This is a genomic window from Streptomyces sp. R21 (assembly GCF_041051975.1).
Classification (GTDB): Bacteria; Actinomycetota; Actinomycetes; order Streptomycetales; family Streptomycetaceae; genus Streptomyces.
On record NZ_CP163435.1, the window covers coordinates 8,462,501 to 8,479,670 of the forward strand.

Genomic DNA, 17,170 nt, shown 5'->3' on the forward strand with positions numbered 1-17,170 from the left:
AATCCCGTGTGAATCTGGCGGGACCACCCGCTAAGCCTAAATATTCCCTGGTGACCGATAGCGGATAGTACCGTGAGGGAATGGTGAAAAGTACCGCGGGAGCGGAGTGAAATAGTACCTGAAACCGTGTGCCTACAAGCCGTGGGAGCGTCGGAGTGCATGCTTGCATGCACTCTCGTGACTGCGTGCCTTTTGAAGAATGAGCCTGCGAGTTTGCGGTGTGTTGCGAGGTTAACCCGTGTGGGGAAGCCGTAGCGAAAGCGAGTCCGAATAGGGCGGTTTAGTAGCGCGCTCAAGACCCGAAGCGGAGTGATCTAGCCATGGGCAGGTTGAAGCGGCTGTAAGAGGTCGTGGAGGACCGAACCCACCAGGGTTGAAAACCTGGGGGATGACCTGTGGTTAGGGGTGAAAGGCCAATCAAACTCCGTGATAGCTGGTTCTCCCCGAAATGCATTTAGGTGCAGCGTCGTGTGTTTCTTGCCGGAGGTAGAGCACTGGATAGGCGATGGGCCCTACCGGGTTACTGACCTTAGCCAAACTCCGAATGCCGGTAAGTGAGAGCACGGCAGTGAGACTGTGGGGGATAAGCTCCATGGTCGAGAGGGAAACAGCCCAGAGCATCGACTAAGGCCCCTAAGCGTACGCTAAGTGGGAAAGGATGTGGAGTCGCACAGACAACCAGGAGGTTGGCTTAGAAGCAGCCACCCTTGAAAGAGTGCGTAATAGCTCACTGGTCTAGTGATTCCGCGCCGACAATGTAGCGGGGCTCAAGCGTACCGCCGAAGTCGTGTCATTCCAGTAATAGGGCCAACGCCTGCTGGGATGGGTAGGGGAGCGTCGTGTGCCGGGTGAAGCCGCAGCGGAAGCTAGTGGTGGACGGTTCACGAGTGAGAATGCAGGCATGAGTAGCGATACACACGTGAGAAACGTGTGCGCCGATTGACTAAGGGTTCCTGGGTCAAGCTGATCTGCCCAGGGTAAGTCGGGACCTAAGGCGAGGCCGACAGGCGTAGTCGATGGATAACCGGTTGATATTCCGGTACCCGCTGTGAAGCGTCAAACATCGAACCAGGCGATGCTAAGTCCGTGAAGCCGCCCCGGAGCCTTCGGGCAAAGGGGAGTGGTGGAGCCGACGGACCAGACCTGTAGTAGGTGAGTGATGGGGTGACGCAGGAAGGTAGTCCAGCCCGGGCGGTGGTTGTCCCGGGGTAAGGGTGTAGCCCGTCATCTAGGCAAATCCGGATGACATGTGGGTGAGACCTGATGCCGAGCCGATTGTGGTGAAGTGGATGATCCTATGCTGTCGAGAAAAGCCTCTAGCGAGTTTCATGGCGGCCCGTACCCTAAACCGACTCAGGTGGTCAGGTAGAGAATACCGAGGCGTTCGGGTGAACTATGGTTAAGGAACTCGGCAAAATGCCCCCGTAACTTCGGGAGAAGGGGGGCCATCACCGGTGACGAGATTTACTCTCTGAGCTGGGGGTGGCCGCAGAGACCAGCGAGAAGCGACTGTTTACTAAAAACACAGGTCCGTGCGAAGCCGTAAGGCGATGTATACGGACTGACGCCTGCCCGGTGCTGGAACGTTAAGGGGACCGGTTAGTGCACTTTCGGGTGTGCGAAGCTGAGAACTTAAGCGCCAGTAAACGGCGGTGGTAACTATAACCATCCTAAGGTAGCGAAATTCCTTGTCGGGTAAGTTCCGACCTGCACGAATGGCGTAACGACTTCTCGACTGTCTCAACCATAGGCCCGGTGAAATTGCACTACGAGTAAAGATGCTCGTTTCGCGCAGCAGGACGGAAAGACCCCGGGACCTTTACTACAGTTTGATATTGGTGTTCGGTTCGGCTTGTGTAGGATAGCTGGGAGACTGTGAAGTCATGGCGCCAGCCATGGTGGAGTCGTCGTTGAAATACCAGTCTGGTCGTGCTGGATGTCTAACCTGGGTCCGTGATCCGGATCAGGGACAGTGTCTGATGGGTAGTTTAACTGGGGCGGTTGCCTCCTAAAGAGTAACGGAGGCGCCCAAAGGTTCCCTCAGCCTGGTTGGCAATCAGGTGTTGAGTGTAAGTGCACAAGGGAGCTTGACTGTGAGACCGACGGGTCGAGCAGGGACGAAAGTCGGGACTAGTGATCCGGCGGTGGCTTGTGGAAGCGCCGTCGCTCAACGGATAAAAGGTACCCCGGGGATAACAGGCTGATCTTCCCCAAGAGTCCATATCGACGGGATGGTTTGGCACCTCGATGTCGGCTCGTCGCATCCTGGGGCTGGAGTCGGTCCCAAGGGTTGGGCTGTTCGCCCATTAAAGCGGTACGCGAGCTGGGTTTAGAACGTCGTGAGACAGTTCGGTCCCTATCCGCTGTGCGCGTAGGAATATTGAGAAGGGCTGTCCCTAGTACGAGAGGACCGGGACGGACGAACCTCTGGTGTGCCAGTTGTCCTGCCAAGGGCATGGCTGGTTGGCTACGTTCGGGAGGGATAACCGCTGAAAGCATCTAAGCGGGAAGCCTGCTTCGAGATGAGTATTCCCACCCCCTTTGAGGGGTTAAGGCTCCCAGTAGACGACTGGGTTGATAGGCCAGATCTGGAAGGCGGGCAACCGCTGGAGGTGACTGGTACTAATAGGCCGAGGGCTTGTCCTCAGTTGCTCGCGTCCACTGTGTCAGTTCTGAAATAACGAACGACATGCCTCCTCCCTGGGCCACAGGGAGTCGAGGCAACTGGTTCACAATTTCACAGTGTTTCGGTGGTCATAGCGTGAGGGAAACGCCCGGTTACATTCCGAACCCGGAAGCTAAGCCTCACAGCGCCGATGGTACTGCAGGGGGGACCCTGTGGGAGAGTAGGACGCCGCCGAACTCCTTTTAGAGCTCCGGTTCCTGGGCATCAGCCCAGGAACCGGAGCTTTTTTGTTTTCCGGGCGGCGCCTCCACCCCTCGGTACGTCGCTGGGAACGCTGAGGGTAAGGTCAGGGGGCATCGTTGGCTCGTTTCCCACAGGAGGCCCCCGGGTGGAGGTCCAGGAGACCCGCGTCCAGACAGACCGGGTCCTCACCATCCCGAACATCCTCAGCATGGCGCGCCTTGTCGGCGTACCCGTCTTCCTGTGGTTGATCCTCAGGCCTGAGTTCGGTGGTCCCAAGAGCGATACCTGGGCCCTGCTCGTGCTCATGCTGAGCGGCATCAGTGACTACCTCGATGGAAAGCTCGCGCGACGCTGGAACCAGATCAGCAGTCTCGGCCGGCTGCTCGATCCCGCGGCCGACCGGCTCTACATTCTGTCCACTCTCGTAGGCCTCACCTGGCGCGAGATTCTCCCGCTCTGGTTGACCGGTGTACTGCTGGCGAGAGAGCTGGTCCTGCTGGTGATGGTGGGCATCCTCAGGCGCCACGGCTACCCCCCGCCGCAGGTGAACTTCCTCGGGAAGGCGGCCACCTTCAACTTGATGTACGCCTTCCCGTTGTTGCTGCTCAGTGACGCAAGTGGATGGATCGCGTCACTGGCTGCTATTTTCGGATGGGCGTTCGCCGGATGGGGTACAACGCTGTACTGGTGGGCAGGGATCCTCTACGTGGTTCAGGTCCGCCGCCTGGTCAGGGCGGACACCAAGGCCGATTGAGCTCGCCGATTGCGCGGCTGTAGTGGCTCGATGGCCCGCTGACGAAAATTGCGGGACAATCAGGACGGGTGAAGTCGGCTGACCGTCTCTTCAAGGAGGACGCTTCCGACATGAAGGCCGTTGTGATGGCCGGAGGCGAAGGCACGCGCCTTCGTCCCATGACCTCAAGCATGCCCAAGCCGCTCCTGCCCGTGGCCAATCGCCCGATCATGGAGCATGTGCTACGGCTGCTCAAAAGGCATGGGCTCAACGAGACCGTCGTTACTGTCCAGTTCTTGGCCTCACTGGTCAAGAACTACTTCGGTGACGGCGAGGAGCTCGGCATGGAGCTCACCTATGCCAATGAGGAGAAGCCACTCGGAACCGCCGGGAGCGTCAAGAACGCCGAGGAGGCGTTGAAGGACGACACCTTCCTCGTCATCTCCGGTGATGCTCTGACCGACTTCGATCTCACCGACCTCATCAATTTCCACAAGGAAAAGGGCGCGCTCGTCACCGTCTGTCTGACGCGCGTGCCGAACCCTCTGGAATTCGGCATCACCATCGTGGACGAAGAGGGCAAGGTCGAGCGCTTCCTGGAGAAGCCGACCTGGGGTCAGGTCTTCTCGGACACCGTGAACACCGGAATCTACGTCATGGAGCCCGAGGTCTTCGACTATGTCGAGGCCGATGTCTCCGTCGACTGGTCCGGTGATGTCTTCCCTCAGCTGATGAAGGAGGGCAAGCCGATCTACGGCTATATCGCCGAAGGGTATTGGGAGGACGTCGGCACCCACGAGAGCTATGTGAAGGCGCAGGCCGACGTCCTGGAGGGCAAGGTCGACGTCGAACTCGACGGCTTCGAGATCTCTCCGGGCGTATGGGTCGCTGAAGGCGCGGAGGTGCACCCCGATGCCGTACTGCGTGGACCGCTCTACATCGGCGACTACGCCAAGGTCGAAGCGGACGTAGAAATCCGGGAGCACACCGTCGTGGGCTCCAACGTCGTCGTCAAGAGCGGGGCCTTTCTGCACAAGGCCGTTGTGCACGACAACGTGTACATCGGCCAGCACTGTAATCTCCGGGGCTGCGTCGTCGGGAAGAACACCGACATCATGCGGGCGGCGAGGATCGAGGACGGCGCTGTCATCGGTGACGAGTGCCTCGTCGGTGAAGAATCGATCATTCAGGGAAACGTTCGCGTCTACCCGTTCAAGACGATCGAGGCCGGCGCCTTCGTCAACACCTCGGTGATCTGGGAATCCCGAGGGCAGGCGCATCTCTTCGGCGCTCGTGGTGTGTCCGGGATCCTGAATGTGGAGATCACGCCGGAGCTCGTGGTGCGGCTTGCCGGAGCTTACGCGACGACCCTGAAGAAGGGCTCCACCGTCACCACGGCTCGCGACCACTCCCGAGGCGCGCGTGCGCTGAAAAGGGCCGTCATCTCGGCGCTGCAGACCAGCGCCATCGACGTACGAGATCTGGAGAACGTGCCGCTGCCGGTGGCGCGGCAGCAGACCGCTCGGGGAAGCGCCGGCGGGATCATGATCCGGACCACGCCAGGCGTGCCGGACTCCGTCGACATCATGTTCTTCGACAGTCAGGGCGCGGACCTGTCGCAGGCGAGTCAGCGGAAGCTGGACCGGGTGTTCGCGCGGCAGGAGTACCGGCGCGCGTTCCCGGGCGAGATCGGGGATCTGCACTTCCCGGCCAGCGTCTTCGACTCCTATACGGGATCGCTGCTGAGGAACATCGACACCAGCGGGATCTCCGAGTCCGGGCTGAAGGTGGTCGTGGACGCCTCGAACGGCAGCGCCGGACTCGTGCTGCCCAGTCTGCTGGGCAAGCTCGGGGTCGACGCGCTGACCATCAATCCTGGTCTCGACGAGTCCAGGCCGACGGAGACGGCGGATGGGCGCCGGTCCGGGCTCGTGAGGCTCGGCGAGATCGTGGCGTCTGCGCGGGCCGCGTTCGGGGTGCGTTTCGACCCGGTGGGCGAGCGGCTCTCACTGGTGGACGAGAAGGGGCGGATCGTCGAGGACGACCGGGCACTGCTCGTCATGCTCGACCTGGTGGCCGCGGAGCGGCGCAGCGGGCGGGTGGCGTTGCCGGTGACCACCACGCGGATCGCCGAGCAGGTGGCGGCGTACCACGGGACGCAGGTCGAGTGGACGACCACGTCTCCCGACGACCTGACGCGGGTCGGGGGCGATGACGCGACGATATTCGGTGGTGACGGTCGGGGTGGGTTCATCATCCCGGAGTTCAGCAGCGTCTTCGACGGTACGGCCGCGTTCGTACGGCTCATCGGGCTGGTGGCGCGGACGCAGCTCACGCTCAGCCAGATCGACGCGCGGATCCCGCGGGCGCACGTCCTGAAGCGCGATCTGGCGACTCCCTGGGCAGTCAAGGGACTTGTGATGCGCCGGGTCGTGGAGGAGGCCGGGGAGCGGTTCGTGGACACCACGGACGGCGTACGTGTCGTGGAGACCGACGGGCGCTGGGTCATGGTTCTTCCCGACCCGGCCGAAGCTGTCACCCATCTGTGGGCCGAAGGGCCCGACGACGCTTCGGCGCAAGCCCTGCTCGACGAGTGGTCTGCCGTGGTGGACAGCGCCGGACGCTGAGCATGCGCGCGTGCCGGACAAGTGCCCCTAAGGGGGCCTGTCCGGCACGTCGGTGGGGCCATTCGGAGGTAGCGCCCGCGACGTGCGACGATGTGCGGCATGCCGCAGCAGCCCCCCGTTCGGAGCACTCCTACGCGCCCCTCGCGCCCGGACGCCTCCATGTCGCTGCTCACCAACGTCATGGACCACAGCCTCGACGACGGGTATGCGGAGGCGGCGGCGCGCAAGCAGGCCGAGGGCGCCGGTGGCATGCCGAAGACGGTGCGGGCGAAGCTGGGTCTGGCCGCCGGTCTCGTACTCGCGGCGCTTGTGGTGACCGTAGGCGCGGCGAACGCGCGGATAGCGGCCCCGGTGATCGCCAAGGAGCGACAGGAGCTCATCGACCGTATCGAGCGCGAGACGGACGCGGCGGACAAGCTCGAAAGCAGTGTCGACACCCTGCGCGACGACGTGAGCGCGCGGCAGCGCGAAGCGTTGAAGAAGGACGGCGGCGGCCAGGCCGATCTGGTGGACATCCTGTCGGGTGCCACGGAGGTGCACGGTCCCGGCGTGAAACTCGTCGTGAACGACGCCAAGGAAGCCAGCACCGGCGGTGACGGCGACCCGCGCGAAACCTCCGGGTTCTCCGACACCGGCCGGGTGCGCGACCGCGACATGCAGCGCGTCGTGAACGGGCTCTGGGAGTCGGGCGCCGAGGCCGTCGCGATCAACGGGCAGCGGCTGACGGCGCTGTCGGCGATCCGGGCCGCGGGCGACGCCATACTGGTCGACAACAAGCCACTGGTGCCGCCGTACACCGTGCTCGCCGTGGGGGACGGCAAACGGCTGAGCACGAAGTTCCAGAACAGCGCCGACGGACAGTATCTGCACGCGCTGCAGGAGAACTACGACATCCGGACCAGCATCTCCGTGGAGAGCGACGTCCGGCTGCCGGCCGCACCGAGTGTGATCGTACGTACAGCACAGCCGAGCACAGAGAAGGGCACATCGTGATCGCCGTACTGGGCCTCGTCGTGGGAGTCGTGGCCGGACTGTTGGTCCGGCCCGAGGTTCCGGCGGTTGTCGAGCCTTACCTTCCGATCGCCGTCGTGGCGGCGCTCGACGCCGTGTTCGGTGGTCTGCGGGCCATGCTCGACGGCATCTTCGACGACAAGGTCTTCGTGGTGTCGTTCCTGTCGAACGTGGTCGTGGCCGCGCTGATCGTCTTCCTGGGCGACAAGTTGGGCGTCGGCGCCCAGCTGTCCACGGGTGTCGTGGTCGTCCTCGGCATCCGGATCTTCTCCAACGCCGCGGCGATCCGTCGACACGTCTTCCGGGCGTGAGGTCGATGAGCAACGAGGACGAGGCCCCGAAGAACCGCCTGCGCAAGGAACTGCCCGAAGAGGTCCCGGCCCTTGCGGCCGCGGAGACCGAGGACGAGGAGCAGGCTCAGGAGCCGTCGCTGACCGGCCGTCAGCGGCTCGTGCAGGGGGTGTGGCCGCCGCGGCTCAGCCGCGCCCAACTCATCGTCGCGCTGCTGCTGTTCGGCCTCGGCTTCGGCCTGGCCGTCCAGGTCGCGTCCAACAGCGACAGTGGCAGTGCCCTGCGCGGCGCACGTCAGGAAGATCTCGTACGCATTCTCGATGAACTCGACAACCGTACGCAGCGTCTTGAAGACGAGAAGCAGGGTCTCGAGGACCAGCGTACCGAGCTGGAGACCAGCTCGGACCAGGCCGAGGAGGCTCGCAAGCAGACGGTCGAGAAGGAGAAGCAACTCGGCATTCTGGCGGGCACAGTGGCGGCGCAAGGACCCGGCATCACGCTGACGATCAACGACACGAAGGGGACGGTCGAAGCGGACATGCTGCTCGACGCGATCCAGGAGCTGCGCGCGGCCGGCGCGGAAGCGATCCAGGTGAACGGCGTGCGCGTCGTCGCCGGCACCTATCTGACGGACTCCGACGGAGGAGTCAAGGTCGACGGGAACAAGATCAGCCAGCCCTATCGTTTCAAGGTCATCGGCAAGCCGCAGGACCTCGAGCCGGCGCTGAACATCCCCGGAGGTGTGGTGCAGACGCTGGAGAAGGAGCAGGCCACCGTCACGGTGGACCGCTCGACGAAGATCGTCGTGGACGCCTTGCGACCGGCGAAGCGCCCTGACTACGCTCGGTCGTCCTCCCAGTGAACCGGCGGTGCATGGGGGTTGTCGGGCCAGGGCATGAGGTTGCGGGGGGTCGGCGCACCGAATGGGTGGTGCGTGGTGGAAACTGTCTGGTGGATACGGACGTTGTGAGGATGTCCGGGTCGACCGGCGAGTGCAGTCAGGGTTCGTCCTGCCCCACGGGCGGGTCTGTTTCGGTCAAGGGGAATCGCCCGTGAAGTTGTTTGCGAAGTTGTTCGGCAAGAGCGCGCGAGAGGGCAACGACAACGCGTCGGCCCGTCATCGCGCACCGCGCCATGGTGAAGAGGGCCAGAGCGGCGAGCGTCCGCTCTTCCGGGACCAGGTCTCCGGCCCGGGTGGTGACATTTCCGGTGGTCAGGGCGCGCCGTCTGTTGACCCTGCCCAGTCCGGGCGCATAGGTTTCGGGGAACCGTCAACCTCAAGTACGGGTGGAGGGTTTGCCTCCGATCCGTATGCGTCCCATGCCCCTGGAGGGCAGCCGCGGCAGGAGGATCCGTCCATGTCGGCCCTGGTGTGTACGAGGTGCGGGAACCGCAACGCGGAGAACAGCCGGTTCTGTTCCAACTGCGGTGCGCCGCTGCGAGGCGGAGCGGCCGCCGAGCGTCCGTCCGAGACGACGTCCACGATCTCCATCTCCGGTCTTGAGGCCTACGACGCCGAGGTGACGGGCCAGACGCAGTCGCCGGCGCTCTCCCCGGAGGCGCAGGCGGCCGTCGACGCGCTGCCTCTCGGCTCGGCGCTGCTGGTGGTGCGCCGCGGTCCGAACTCGGGCAGCCGCTTCCTGCTGGACGGTGAGCTGACCACGGCCGGGCGCCATCCGCAGAGCGACATCTTCCTGGACGACGTGACGGTGTCGCGTCGTCACGTGGAGTTCCGTCGCGTTGCGGACGGCTCGTTCACGGTGGCCGATGTAGGCAGCCTCAACGGCACGTACGTCAACCGGGAGCGGATCGACTCGGTCGCGCTGTCGAACGGCGACGAGGTGCAGATCGGCAAGTACCGGCTGGTCTTCTACGCGAGCCAGCGGGGCATCTGACCCTCCCCCAGACTCCGTCCGGGGGGACCCCCAGGAAGGTCCATGCTTCAAACACCGAGCGGCGGTGCCGACAGTGGCACCGCCGCCGCGGACAGTGGGCTGATGAGCATCGGTGCGGTGCTCAATGCGCTGCGCGACGAGTTCCCCGAGGTCACCATCTCCAAGATCAGGTTCCTGGAGTCGGAGGGGCTGATCGAGCCGCAGCGGACCCCATCGGGGTACCGGAAGTTCAGTGCCGGCGACGTCGAGCGGCTCGGACACGTTCTGAGGATGCAGCGGGACCACTATCTGCCCCTGAAGGTGATCCGCGAGCACCTGGAGGCCCTGGAGCGCGGTGAGGCGGTGCGCCTGCCGTCCCTGGGGCGTCAGCGCGACCCGGGCGACGCGGAGCCTTCCGTCGACCTCTACGGCGAGCCTGGGACGCCCACCGTCGCGCGGGTCGGTCGGGCCGAGCTGCTCGTCGCGGCCGAGATCGAGGAGCAGCAGCTCGAGGAGTGGGAGTCGTACGGGCTCATCGCGCCGCTGCCGGACGGGGCGTACGACGCCGAGGCGGTGACGGTCGCCTCCCTCGTCGTAGAGCTGGGGCGGTTCGGGATCGAGCCGCGGCATCTGCGGGTCATGAAGGCGGCGGCCGACCGTGAGGCGGGGCTCGTGGACCAGGTGGTGGCCCCGCTGCGGCGGCACCGCAATCCACAGACCAGGGCGCACGCGGAGGCCCGTACGAAGGAGCTGGCGGGGCTCGCGGTGAAGTTGCACGCCGCGCTGGTGCAGACCGCGCTCGGCGTACGACTGCCCTGAACCGGGGCGCCGCCGCAGGCCGGATCGCCCACCCGTTCTGTGCCCGACTACCCAAACATCCCGGGCACGGCCTAGGGTTGCTGTGTGAACGAGCTCGATGTCGTAGGTGTCCGGGTCGAAATGCCCTCCAACCAACCGATCGTGCTCCTGCGTGAAGTGGGAGGCGACCGCTACCTCCCCATCTGGATCGGACCGGGGGAGGCGACGGCGATCGCCTTCGCGCAGCAGGGCATGGCCCCCGCGCGACCGCTGACCCACGACCTTTTCAAGGACGTGCTGGAAGCCGTCGGTCAGGAACTCACGGAAGTACGCATCACCGATCTTCGCGAGGGAGTCTTCTACGCGGAGCTGGTGTTCGCCAGCGGGGTCGAAGTGAGCGCCCGGCCGTCCGACGCCATAGCGCTGGCGCTGCGCACCGGCACGCCGATCTACGGCAGTGACGGGGTGCTTGACGACGCCGGCATCGCGATCCCCGACGAGCAGGAGGACGAAGTGGAGAAGTTCCGCGAGTTCCTCGACCAGATCTCGCCCGAGGACTTCGGGACCAACAGTCAGTGATGCCGCGCGGCGGCAGGCGCCCGAATGGCAATTGCCTGCGGCCAGTGTGGCGTGCTGCCGCCCCTCGTCAGAGCATTCGGCTAGCCTTTCCCCGCGGTGGAGCACGGGAAACCACTCCTAGGGTGATTATCACTCGGCGTGCCGAGTGTGGCGATCGTTGACGCACCCCTGGTGACTGCCTACCGTCGAGAAGGCAGGTCAAGGACGGAGGTCGGCGTGAGAAGCAGCGGCGACGGTACGGCTGGGGGTGCCCCCGGACGCAGTCTGGGGGAGAGCGGCCCGTACCCGCTTCACGGCAACGCGGCCGGTCACGTTCCGCGGCGGCCGACGGCAGTGCCGGGCGAGGGAGGGGCCGTTACCGAGGAGATCGGGTACCGGGGTCCCACGGCGTGTGCTGCCGCGGGCATCACCTATCGGCAGCTGGACTACTGGGCCAGAACCGGTCTTGTCGAGCCGAGCGTGCGGCCCGCCTACGGGTCGGGGACGCAGCGGCTGTACAGCTTCCGGGACGTAGTAGTCCTGAAGATCGTGAAGCGCTTCCTCGACACCGGGGTCTCGCTGCAGAACATCCGCACCACGGTCCAGCACCTCAGGGAGCGCGGCTTCCAGGATCTGGAGCGGATGACGCTGATGAGCGACGGCGCGACCGTCTACGAATGCACTTCGCCCGACGAGGTCCACGCCCTGCTCCAGGGCGGCCAGGGCATCTTCGGCATCGCCGTGGGCGTGGTGTGGCGGGACGTCGAGAGCGCGCTCTCGCAGCTGCACGGGGAGCGCGTGGACACCGGCGAGACGCTCGTCGGGCACAATCCCGCGGACGAGCTGGCGCGGCGGCGTAATCGCGCCGTCTGAGGCTCCGGACCGCAGGGCGCCGGGATCGGCGCGGTGTCCTGACGTCCGGAATCAGCAGCTTGTGAAGGATGATGCCCCGGCGTGCCGGGGCATTGTCAGTGGCGTAGGGCAGCATCGGAGATGTGAGAACCACGCCCACGATCCTGCATCTCGACATGGATGCCTTCTTCGCCTCGGCGGAGCAGGCAGCCAAGCCGAGCCTGCGCGGGAAAGCGGTCGTCGTGGGCGGGCTCGGACCGCGCGGTGTGGTCGCCACCTGCTCGTACGAGGCACGGATCTTCGGGGTGCACTCGGCGATGCCCATGGCACAGGCGCGCAGGCTCGCGCCGAACGCCGCGTACCTGGTGCCGCGCTTCGGGCTCTACCGGGAGGTCAGCGAGCAGGTGATGGGGCTGCTGGGGGCGCTGTCGCCGCTGGTGGAGCCGCTCAGCCTGGACGAGGCGTTCGTGGACCTGGAGGCCGGGGGGACGGCATGGGACGAGCAGTCGGCGCGCCTGACCGGGGCGAAGCTGCGCGCCGACATCCGGGCCGTGACGGGGCTGACGGGATCGGTCGGACTGGCCGCCTCGAAGATGCTCGCGAAGATCGCCTCGGAGCAGGCGAAGCCCGACGGGCTGGTGCTGATAGAGCCCGGCACCGAGCGGGCGCTGCTGGGGCCGATGTCGGTGCGCACGCTGCCGGGCGTGGGCCCCGCCACCGGGGACCATCTGCGGCGGGCCGGGATCAGCACGGTCGAGGAGATCGCCGAGGCGGGCGAGGACGAGCTCGTACGGCTCCTGGGGAAGGCGCACGGGCACGCGCTGTACGCCATGGCGCTGGCGCACGATGAGCGGCCCGTGGTGGCCGAGCGGGAGACCAAGTCGGTCTCGGTCGAGGACACGTACGACGTGGACATCCATGACCGGACGAGGGTCGGGCTGGAGGTGCAGCGGCTCGCCGACCGGTGTGTGCAGCGGCTGCGCGGCGCAGGGCTGTCGGGGCGGACGATCGTCCTGAAGGTGCGGCGGTACGACTTCTCCACGCTGACCCGCTCCGAGACGCTGCGCGGGCCCACGGACGACACGGCCGTGGTGCGGGAGGCGGCGGCGCGGCTGCTGGAGGCGGTGGACACCACCGGGGGCGTACGACTGCTGGGAGTCGGTGTCTCCGGGCTCGCCGACTACACGCAGGAGGACCTCTTCGCGCAGGCGCAGGCCGCCGCGGGGGAGCTGGCGGCGCAGGAGCATCCCGAGGAGGAGCCGGCGCAGGAGCCCGCCGTGGAACAGGCGCCGGTCGCCGAGCGGCGGTGGCCCGCGGGGCACGACGTACGGCATGCCGAGCACGGGCACGGCTGGGTGCAGGGCAGCGGGCTCGGGCGGGTCACGGTGCGGTTCGAGACGCCGTACTCGGAGCCCGGGCGTGTGCGCACGTTCCGGACGGACGACCCGGACCTGGAGCCGGCGGATCCGCTGCCCCTGGTGCTGCGAAGACCCGAGGAGCCGGGGCCCCCGGATCCTGGGCCGGAGGTTCCAGAGCCTGCGGATGCGGAGATCGGGTCTCAGGCGTCCTCAGTGCCTGCGAGGCGGCCGAAGTCGCGGTCCGGGGGGAGTGGCTCGGGGAACGCCACATCGAGCCCGTAGTGGTGGTAGAGCTGGATCTCCTGTTCGGGCGAGAGGTGGCGGCCGACGCCGAAGTCGGGGGCGTCCTTGATCAGGGCCCGCTCGTAGGGGACGCGGAGGGTGCCTTCGACGAGTTCGCTGGGCTCCAGGGGCACGAAGGCGTCCCTGCTGAACAGGCCGGTGCGTATGGCCGCCCACTCCGGAACGCCGGTCGCGTCGTCGAGGTAGACCTCGTCGATGGTGCCGATCTTGGTGCCGTTGCGGTCGAGTGCCTTGCGGCCGATCAGGTTGCGCGGATCGATGTCGGTCTGCACGGGCCCTCCACTTGGTCGCAACTCATCCGTAAGCACTACGAAAGAGCACATTGGGGAAGGTGGCCACTCGAAGACTCGTGCGTTGTCCTCGCTGGTAGGCTGGCACACGGCTGCTGACCCCGTGCGGGAGAGTCCTCCAGACATCATCGGAGGCGCCGAAGGAGCAAATCCTCCCCGGAATCTCTCAGGCCCACGTACCGCACGGACGAGGTCACTCTGGAAAGCAGAGCGGGTTTCGATGGCTTCCGCTCTCACCGACGGTGAAAACCGGGACGTCCAGCTCAGTGGACGGTCCGGTGAAGCTCTCAGGTTGAGATGACAGAGGGGGAGGCCGTCGGGGTACCCGCGCCGTGGTGCCCCTCGAAGGTCGTATCGACCAGGAGGCCTCCTCAATGACCGCCAGTCGCATTCCGCTCTCCGAGCTCGAACAGGGCATCCCCTTCGAGCAGCGCCACATCGGCCCCGACCACGAGGCCCGGGCCAAGATGCTCGCGCAGGTGGGGTACGGCTCGCTCGACGAGCTGACGGCCGCCGCGGTCCCGGATGTCATCAAGAACGCCGACGCGCTCGACCTGCCCGGTGCGCGCACCGAGGCCGACGTCCTCGCCGAGCTGCGCTCCCTCGCCGACCGCAACCAGGTCCTCGGCTCGATGATCGGCCTCGGCTACTACGGCACCTTCACGCCGCCGGTGATCCTGCGCAACGTCATGGAGAACCCGGCCTGGTACACCGCGTACACGCCGTACCAGCCGGAGATCTCGCAGGGCCGCCTGGAGGCGCTGCTGAACTTCCAGACCGTCGTCGCCGAGCTGACCGGGCTGCCGACCTCCGGCGCCTCCCTGCTCGACGAGGGCACCGCGGCCGCCGAGGCCGTGGCCCTGTCGCGGCGGATGGGCAAGAACAAGAAGGGCCTGTTCCTCGTCGACGCGGACGCCCTGCCGCAGACCATCGCCGTCATCCAGACGCGCGCCGAGCCGACCGGCGTCGAGGTCGTCGTCGCCGACCTGAGCGGCGGCATCCCGGCCGAGCTGGCCGAGCGCGAGATCAACGGCGTGCTCATCCAGTACCCGGGTGCCTCCGGTGCCGTACGCGACATCAAGCCGGTCATCGACCGGGCGCACGAGCTCGGCGCGGTCGTCACCGTCGCCGCCGACCTGCTCGCCCTCACCCTGCTCACCTCGCCGGGCGAGCTGGACGCGGACATCGCGGTCGGTACGACGCAGCGCTTCGGTGTCCCGATGGGCTTCGGCGGCCCGCACGCCGGTTACATGGCGGTGCGCGAGAAGTTCGCGCGCAGCCTGCCCGGGCGGCTCGTGGGTGTCTCCGTCGACGCCGACGGCCACAAGGCGTACCGGCTCGCCCTGCAGACGCGGGAGCAGCACATCCGCCGGGAGAAGGCCACCAGCAACATCTGTACGGCTCAGGTGCTGCTCGCCGTGATGGCCGGCATGTACGCCGTCTACCACGGGCCGCAGGGACTCAGGGCGATCGCCCGGCGCACCCACCGCTACGCCACGATCCTCGCCGGGGGTCTGAAGGCGGGCGGCGTCGAGGTCGTGCACGGTGCCTACTTCGACACGCTGACCGTGCGGGTGCCGGGCCGCGCCGCCGAGGTCGTCGCCGCCGCGCGCGACAACGGTGTGAACCTCCACCTCGTCGACGCCGACCAGGTCTCGATCTCCTGCGACGAGACCACCACGCGGGCCCAGCTGGACGCCGTCTGGAGCGCGTTCGGCGTGGCGGGCGACATCGAGGCCCTGGACGCCACCGTCGAGGACACGCTGCCGGCCGGCCGGCAGCGCACCGACGAGTACCTCTCGCACCCGGTGTTCCACCAGTACCGCTCCGAGACGGCGATGCTGCGCTACCTGCGCAAGCTGTCCGACCGCGACTACGCGCTGGACCGCGGCATGATCCCGCTGGGCTCCTGCACCATGAAGCTCAACGCGACCACCGAGATGGAGCCGGTCACCTGGCCCGAGTTCGGCCAGCTGCACCCCTTCGCACCCGCCGAGCAGGCGCAGGGCTACCTCACGCTCATCCACGAGCTGGAGGATCAGCTCGCCGAGGTCACCGGCTACGACAAGGTCTCGCTCCAGCCGAACGCGGGCTCCCAGGGCGAGCTGGCCGGGCTGCTCGCCGTGCGCGGCTATCACCGCGCCAATGGTGACGAGCAGCGCACCGTCTGCCTCATCCCGTCCTCCGCGCACGGCACCAACGCCGCGAGCGCCGTGATGGCCGGCATGAAGGTCGTCGTCGTGAAGACCGCCGAGGACGGCGAGATCGACGTCGAGGACCTGCGGGCCAAGATCGAGCAGTACCGCGACGAGCTGTCGGTGCTGATGATCACGTACCCCTCGACGCACGGTGTGTTCGAGGAGCACGTCGCGGACATCTGCGCCCAGGTGCACGAGGCGGGCGGCCAGGTGTACGTCGACGGCGCCAACCTCAACGCGCTGGTGGGCCTCGCCAAGCCGGGCCACTTCGGCGGCGACGTCTCGCACCTGAACCTGCACAAGACGTTCTGCATCCCGCACGGCGGCGGCGGTCCGGGCGTCGGCCCGGTCGGCGTGCGCGCGCATCTGGCGCCGTACCTGCCGAACCACCCGCTGCAGCCCGAGGCCGGTCCGGAGACGGGCGTCGGCCCGATCTCCGCGGCTCCCTGGGGCTCCGCGGGCATCCTGCCGATCTCGTGGGCGTACGTCCGGCTCATGGGCGGCGAGGGTCTCAAGCGCGCCACGCAGGTGGCGGTGCTGTCCGCCAACTACATCGCCAAGCGCCTGGAGCCGCACTACCCGGTGCTGTACACGGGCCCGGGCGGCCTCGTCGCGCACGAGTGCATCATCGACCTGCGTCCGCTGAGCAAGTCGACCGGTGTCAGCGTCGACGACATCGCCAAGCGCCTGATCGACTACGGCTTCCACGCGCCGACGATGTCCTTCCCGGTGGCCGGCACGCTGATGATCGAGCCCACCGAGTCCGAGGACCTGGTCGAGCTGGACCGTTTCTGCGGGGCGATGATCGCGATTCGCGGCGAGGTCGAGAAGGTCGGCTCCGGCGAGTGGCCCGCGGACGACAACCCGCTGCGCAACGCGCCGCACACCGCGGCCGCGCTCGGCGGCGAGTGGGAGCACGCGTACACGCGCGAGGAGGCGGTCTTCCCGGCCGGTGTCTCGCCCGCGGACAAGTACTGGCCGCCGGTGCGCCGTATCGACCAGGCCTTCGGTGACCGGAACCTGGTCTGCTCGTGCCCGCCGCTGGACGCCTACGAGGACTGATCAGCATTCGGAACTCGGGCGCTCACGAGGAGTAGTCACCCTCGGACATGCGTCGGGGCCGGTTCGGAGGGTGTTCCTCCGGGCCGGCCCCTTGTTCTGTCCGGGCAGCCGGGCTGCCCGTTGTGCGCTGCCGCTCAGGCGGCCGTCATCACCTGGTCGACGCCCATGGGGCGGTGCGGGGCGATGATCTGGCCGTCCGGCAGGAGCTCACCGGTGTCCTCGAAGAGCAGAACGCCGTTGCACAGCAGGCTCCATCCCTGCTCCGGGTGGTGCGCCGCGAGACGGGCGGACTCCCGGTCGGCGGATTCGGCTGTCGGACACGGTGGCTGGTGCTGGCACATGGATG

Annotated in this window: 13 protein-coding genes, 2 rRNA genes and 1 riboswitch (1 of these 16 only partly in view); of the genes, 13 read left to right on the plus strand and 2 right to left on the minus strand. The window is 66.7% G+C overall.

What is annotated here, in order from left to right; translation table 11 throughout:
- The 12 genes from AB5J56_RS37675 to AB5J56_RS37730 form a co-directional block, all read left to right on the plus strand.
- Positions 1-2,646: ribosomal RNA gene (locus AB5J56_RS37675) — 23S ribosomal RNA — on the plus strand (it extends 477 nt beyond the left edge of the window).
- Between the two features lie 100 nt (positions 2,647-2,746).
- Positions 2,747-2,863 (plus strand): 5S ribosomal RNA (gene rrf / locus AB5J56_RS37680).
- Positions 2,864-3,014: 151 nt separating this feature from the next.
- Positions 3,015-3,623: a CDP-alcohol phosphatidyltransferase family protein gene (locus tag AB5J56_RS37685; RefSeq protein ID WP_369239699.1), complete on the plus strand. Its 609-nt coding sequence runs from the start codon at positions 3,015-3,017 to the stop codon at positions 3,621-3,623.
- 110 nt (positions 3,624-3,733) lie between these two features.
- Positions 3,734-6,229, plus strand: a complete 2,496-nt coding sequence (locus AB5J56_RS37690; protein WP_369239701.1) for a sugar phosphate nucleotidyltransferase — start codon at positions 3,734-3,736, stop codon at positions 6,227-6,229.
- Positions 6,230-6,328: 99 nt separating this feature from the next.
- Entirely contained in the window at positions 6,329-7,222 is an 894-nt protein-coding gene (locus AB5J56_RS37695; RefSeq protein WP_369239703.1) for a DUF881 domain-containing protein, read from the plus strand.
- On the plus strand, positions 7,219-7,551 hold the full coding sequence (locus AB5J56_RS37700; RefSeq protein WP_003988855.1) for a small basic family protein: 333 nt from the start codon (positions 7,219-7,221) through the stop codon (positions 7,549-7,551). The genes AB5J56_RS37695 and AB5J56_RS37700 overlap by 4 nt, the downstream gene beginning before the upstream one ends.
- A 5-nt stretch (positions 7,552-7,556) precedes the next feature.
- A complete protein-coding gene (locus tag AB5J56_RS37705; protein WP_369239705.1) occupies positions 7,557-8,393 on the plus strand; it encodes a DUF881 domain-containing protein in 837 nt (278 codons plus the stop codon).
- A gap of 61 nt (positions 8,394-8,454) precedes the next feature.
- Positions 8,455-9,426 carry an FHA domain-containing protein gene (locus AB5J56_RS37710; protein WP_369239707.1) on the plus strand — a complete coding sequence of 324 codons (972 nt, stop codon included), beginning with the start codon at positions 8,455-8,457 and terminating at the stop codon, positions 9,424-9,426.
- 42 nt (positions 9,427-9,468) lie between these two features.
- Positions 9,469-10,224: a MerR family transcriptional regulator gene (locus AB5J56_RS37715; RefSeq protein ID WP_369239709.1), complete on the plus strand. Its 756-nt coding sequence runs from the start codon at positions 9,469-9,471 to the stop codon at positions 10,222-10,224.
- An 84-nt stretch (positions 10,225-10,308) separates the two neighbouring features.
- Positions 10,309-10,782, plus strand: a complete 474-nt coding sequence (locus tag AB5J56_RS37720) for a bifunctional nuclease family protein (RefSeq protein WP_006123076.1) — start codon at positions 10,309-10,311, stop codon at positions 10,780-10,782.
- Positions 10,783-10,998: 216 nt separating this feature from the next.
- On the plus strand, positions 10,999-11,634 hold the full coding sequence (locus tag AB5J56_RS37725) for a MerR family transcriptional regulator (RefSeq protein ID WP_369239711.1): 636 nt from the start codon (positions 10,999-11,001) through the stop codon (positions 11,632-11,634).
- Positions 11,635-11,756: 122 nt separating this feature from the next.
- Positions 11,757-13,253, plus strand: coding sequence for a DNA polymerase IV (locus AB5J56_RS37730; RefSeq protein WP_369239713.1), 1,497 nt, complete (start codon positions 11,757-11,759; stop codon positions 13,251-13,253).
- Here AB5J56_RS37730 and AB5J56_RS37735 read toward each other — a convergent pair.
- Entirely contained in the window at positions 13,172-13,546 is a 375-nt protein-coding gene (locus AB5J56_RS37735; protein ID WP_369239715.1) for a PRC-barrel domain-containing protein, read from the minus strand. The genes AB5J56_RS37730 and AB5J56_RS37735 overlap by 82 nt on opposite strands.
- 114 nt (positions 13,547-13,660) lie before the next feature.
- A riboswitch (glycine riboswitch) is annotated at positions 13,661-13,756 on the plus strand.
- Positions 13,757-13,938: 182 nt separating this feature from the next.
- Here AB5J56_RS37735 and gcvP point away from each other — a divergent pair.
- Positions 13,939-16,824 (plus strand): aminomethyl-transferring glycine dehydrogenase, encoded by a 2,886-nt coding sequence (gene gcvP / locus AB5J56_RS37740; protein WP_369239717.1) that lies wholly within the window; start codon positions 13,939-13,941, stop codon positions 16,822-16,824.
- A gap of 134 nt (positions 16,825-16,958) precedes the next feature.
- Here gcvP and AB5J56_RS37745 read toward each other — a convergent pair whose 3' ends face one another.
- Complete coding sequence (locus AB5J56_RS37745; protein WP_369239719.1) at positions 16,959-17,165, minus strand: DUF5999 family protein; 207 nt, start codon at positions 17,163-17,165, stop codon at positions 16,959-16,961.
- Between the last annotated feature and the right edge of the window lie 5 nt (positions 17,166-17,170).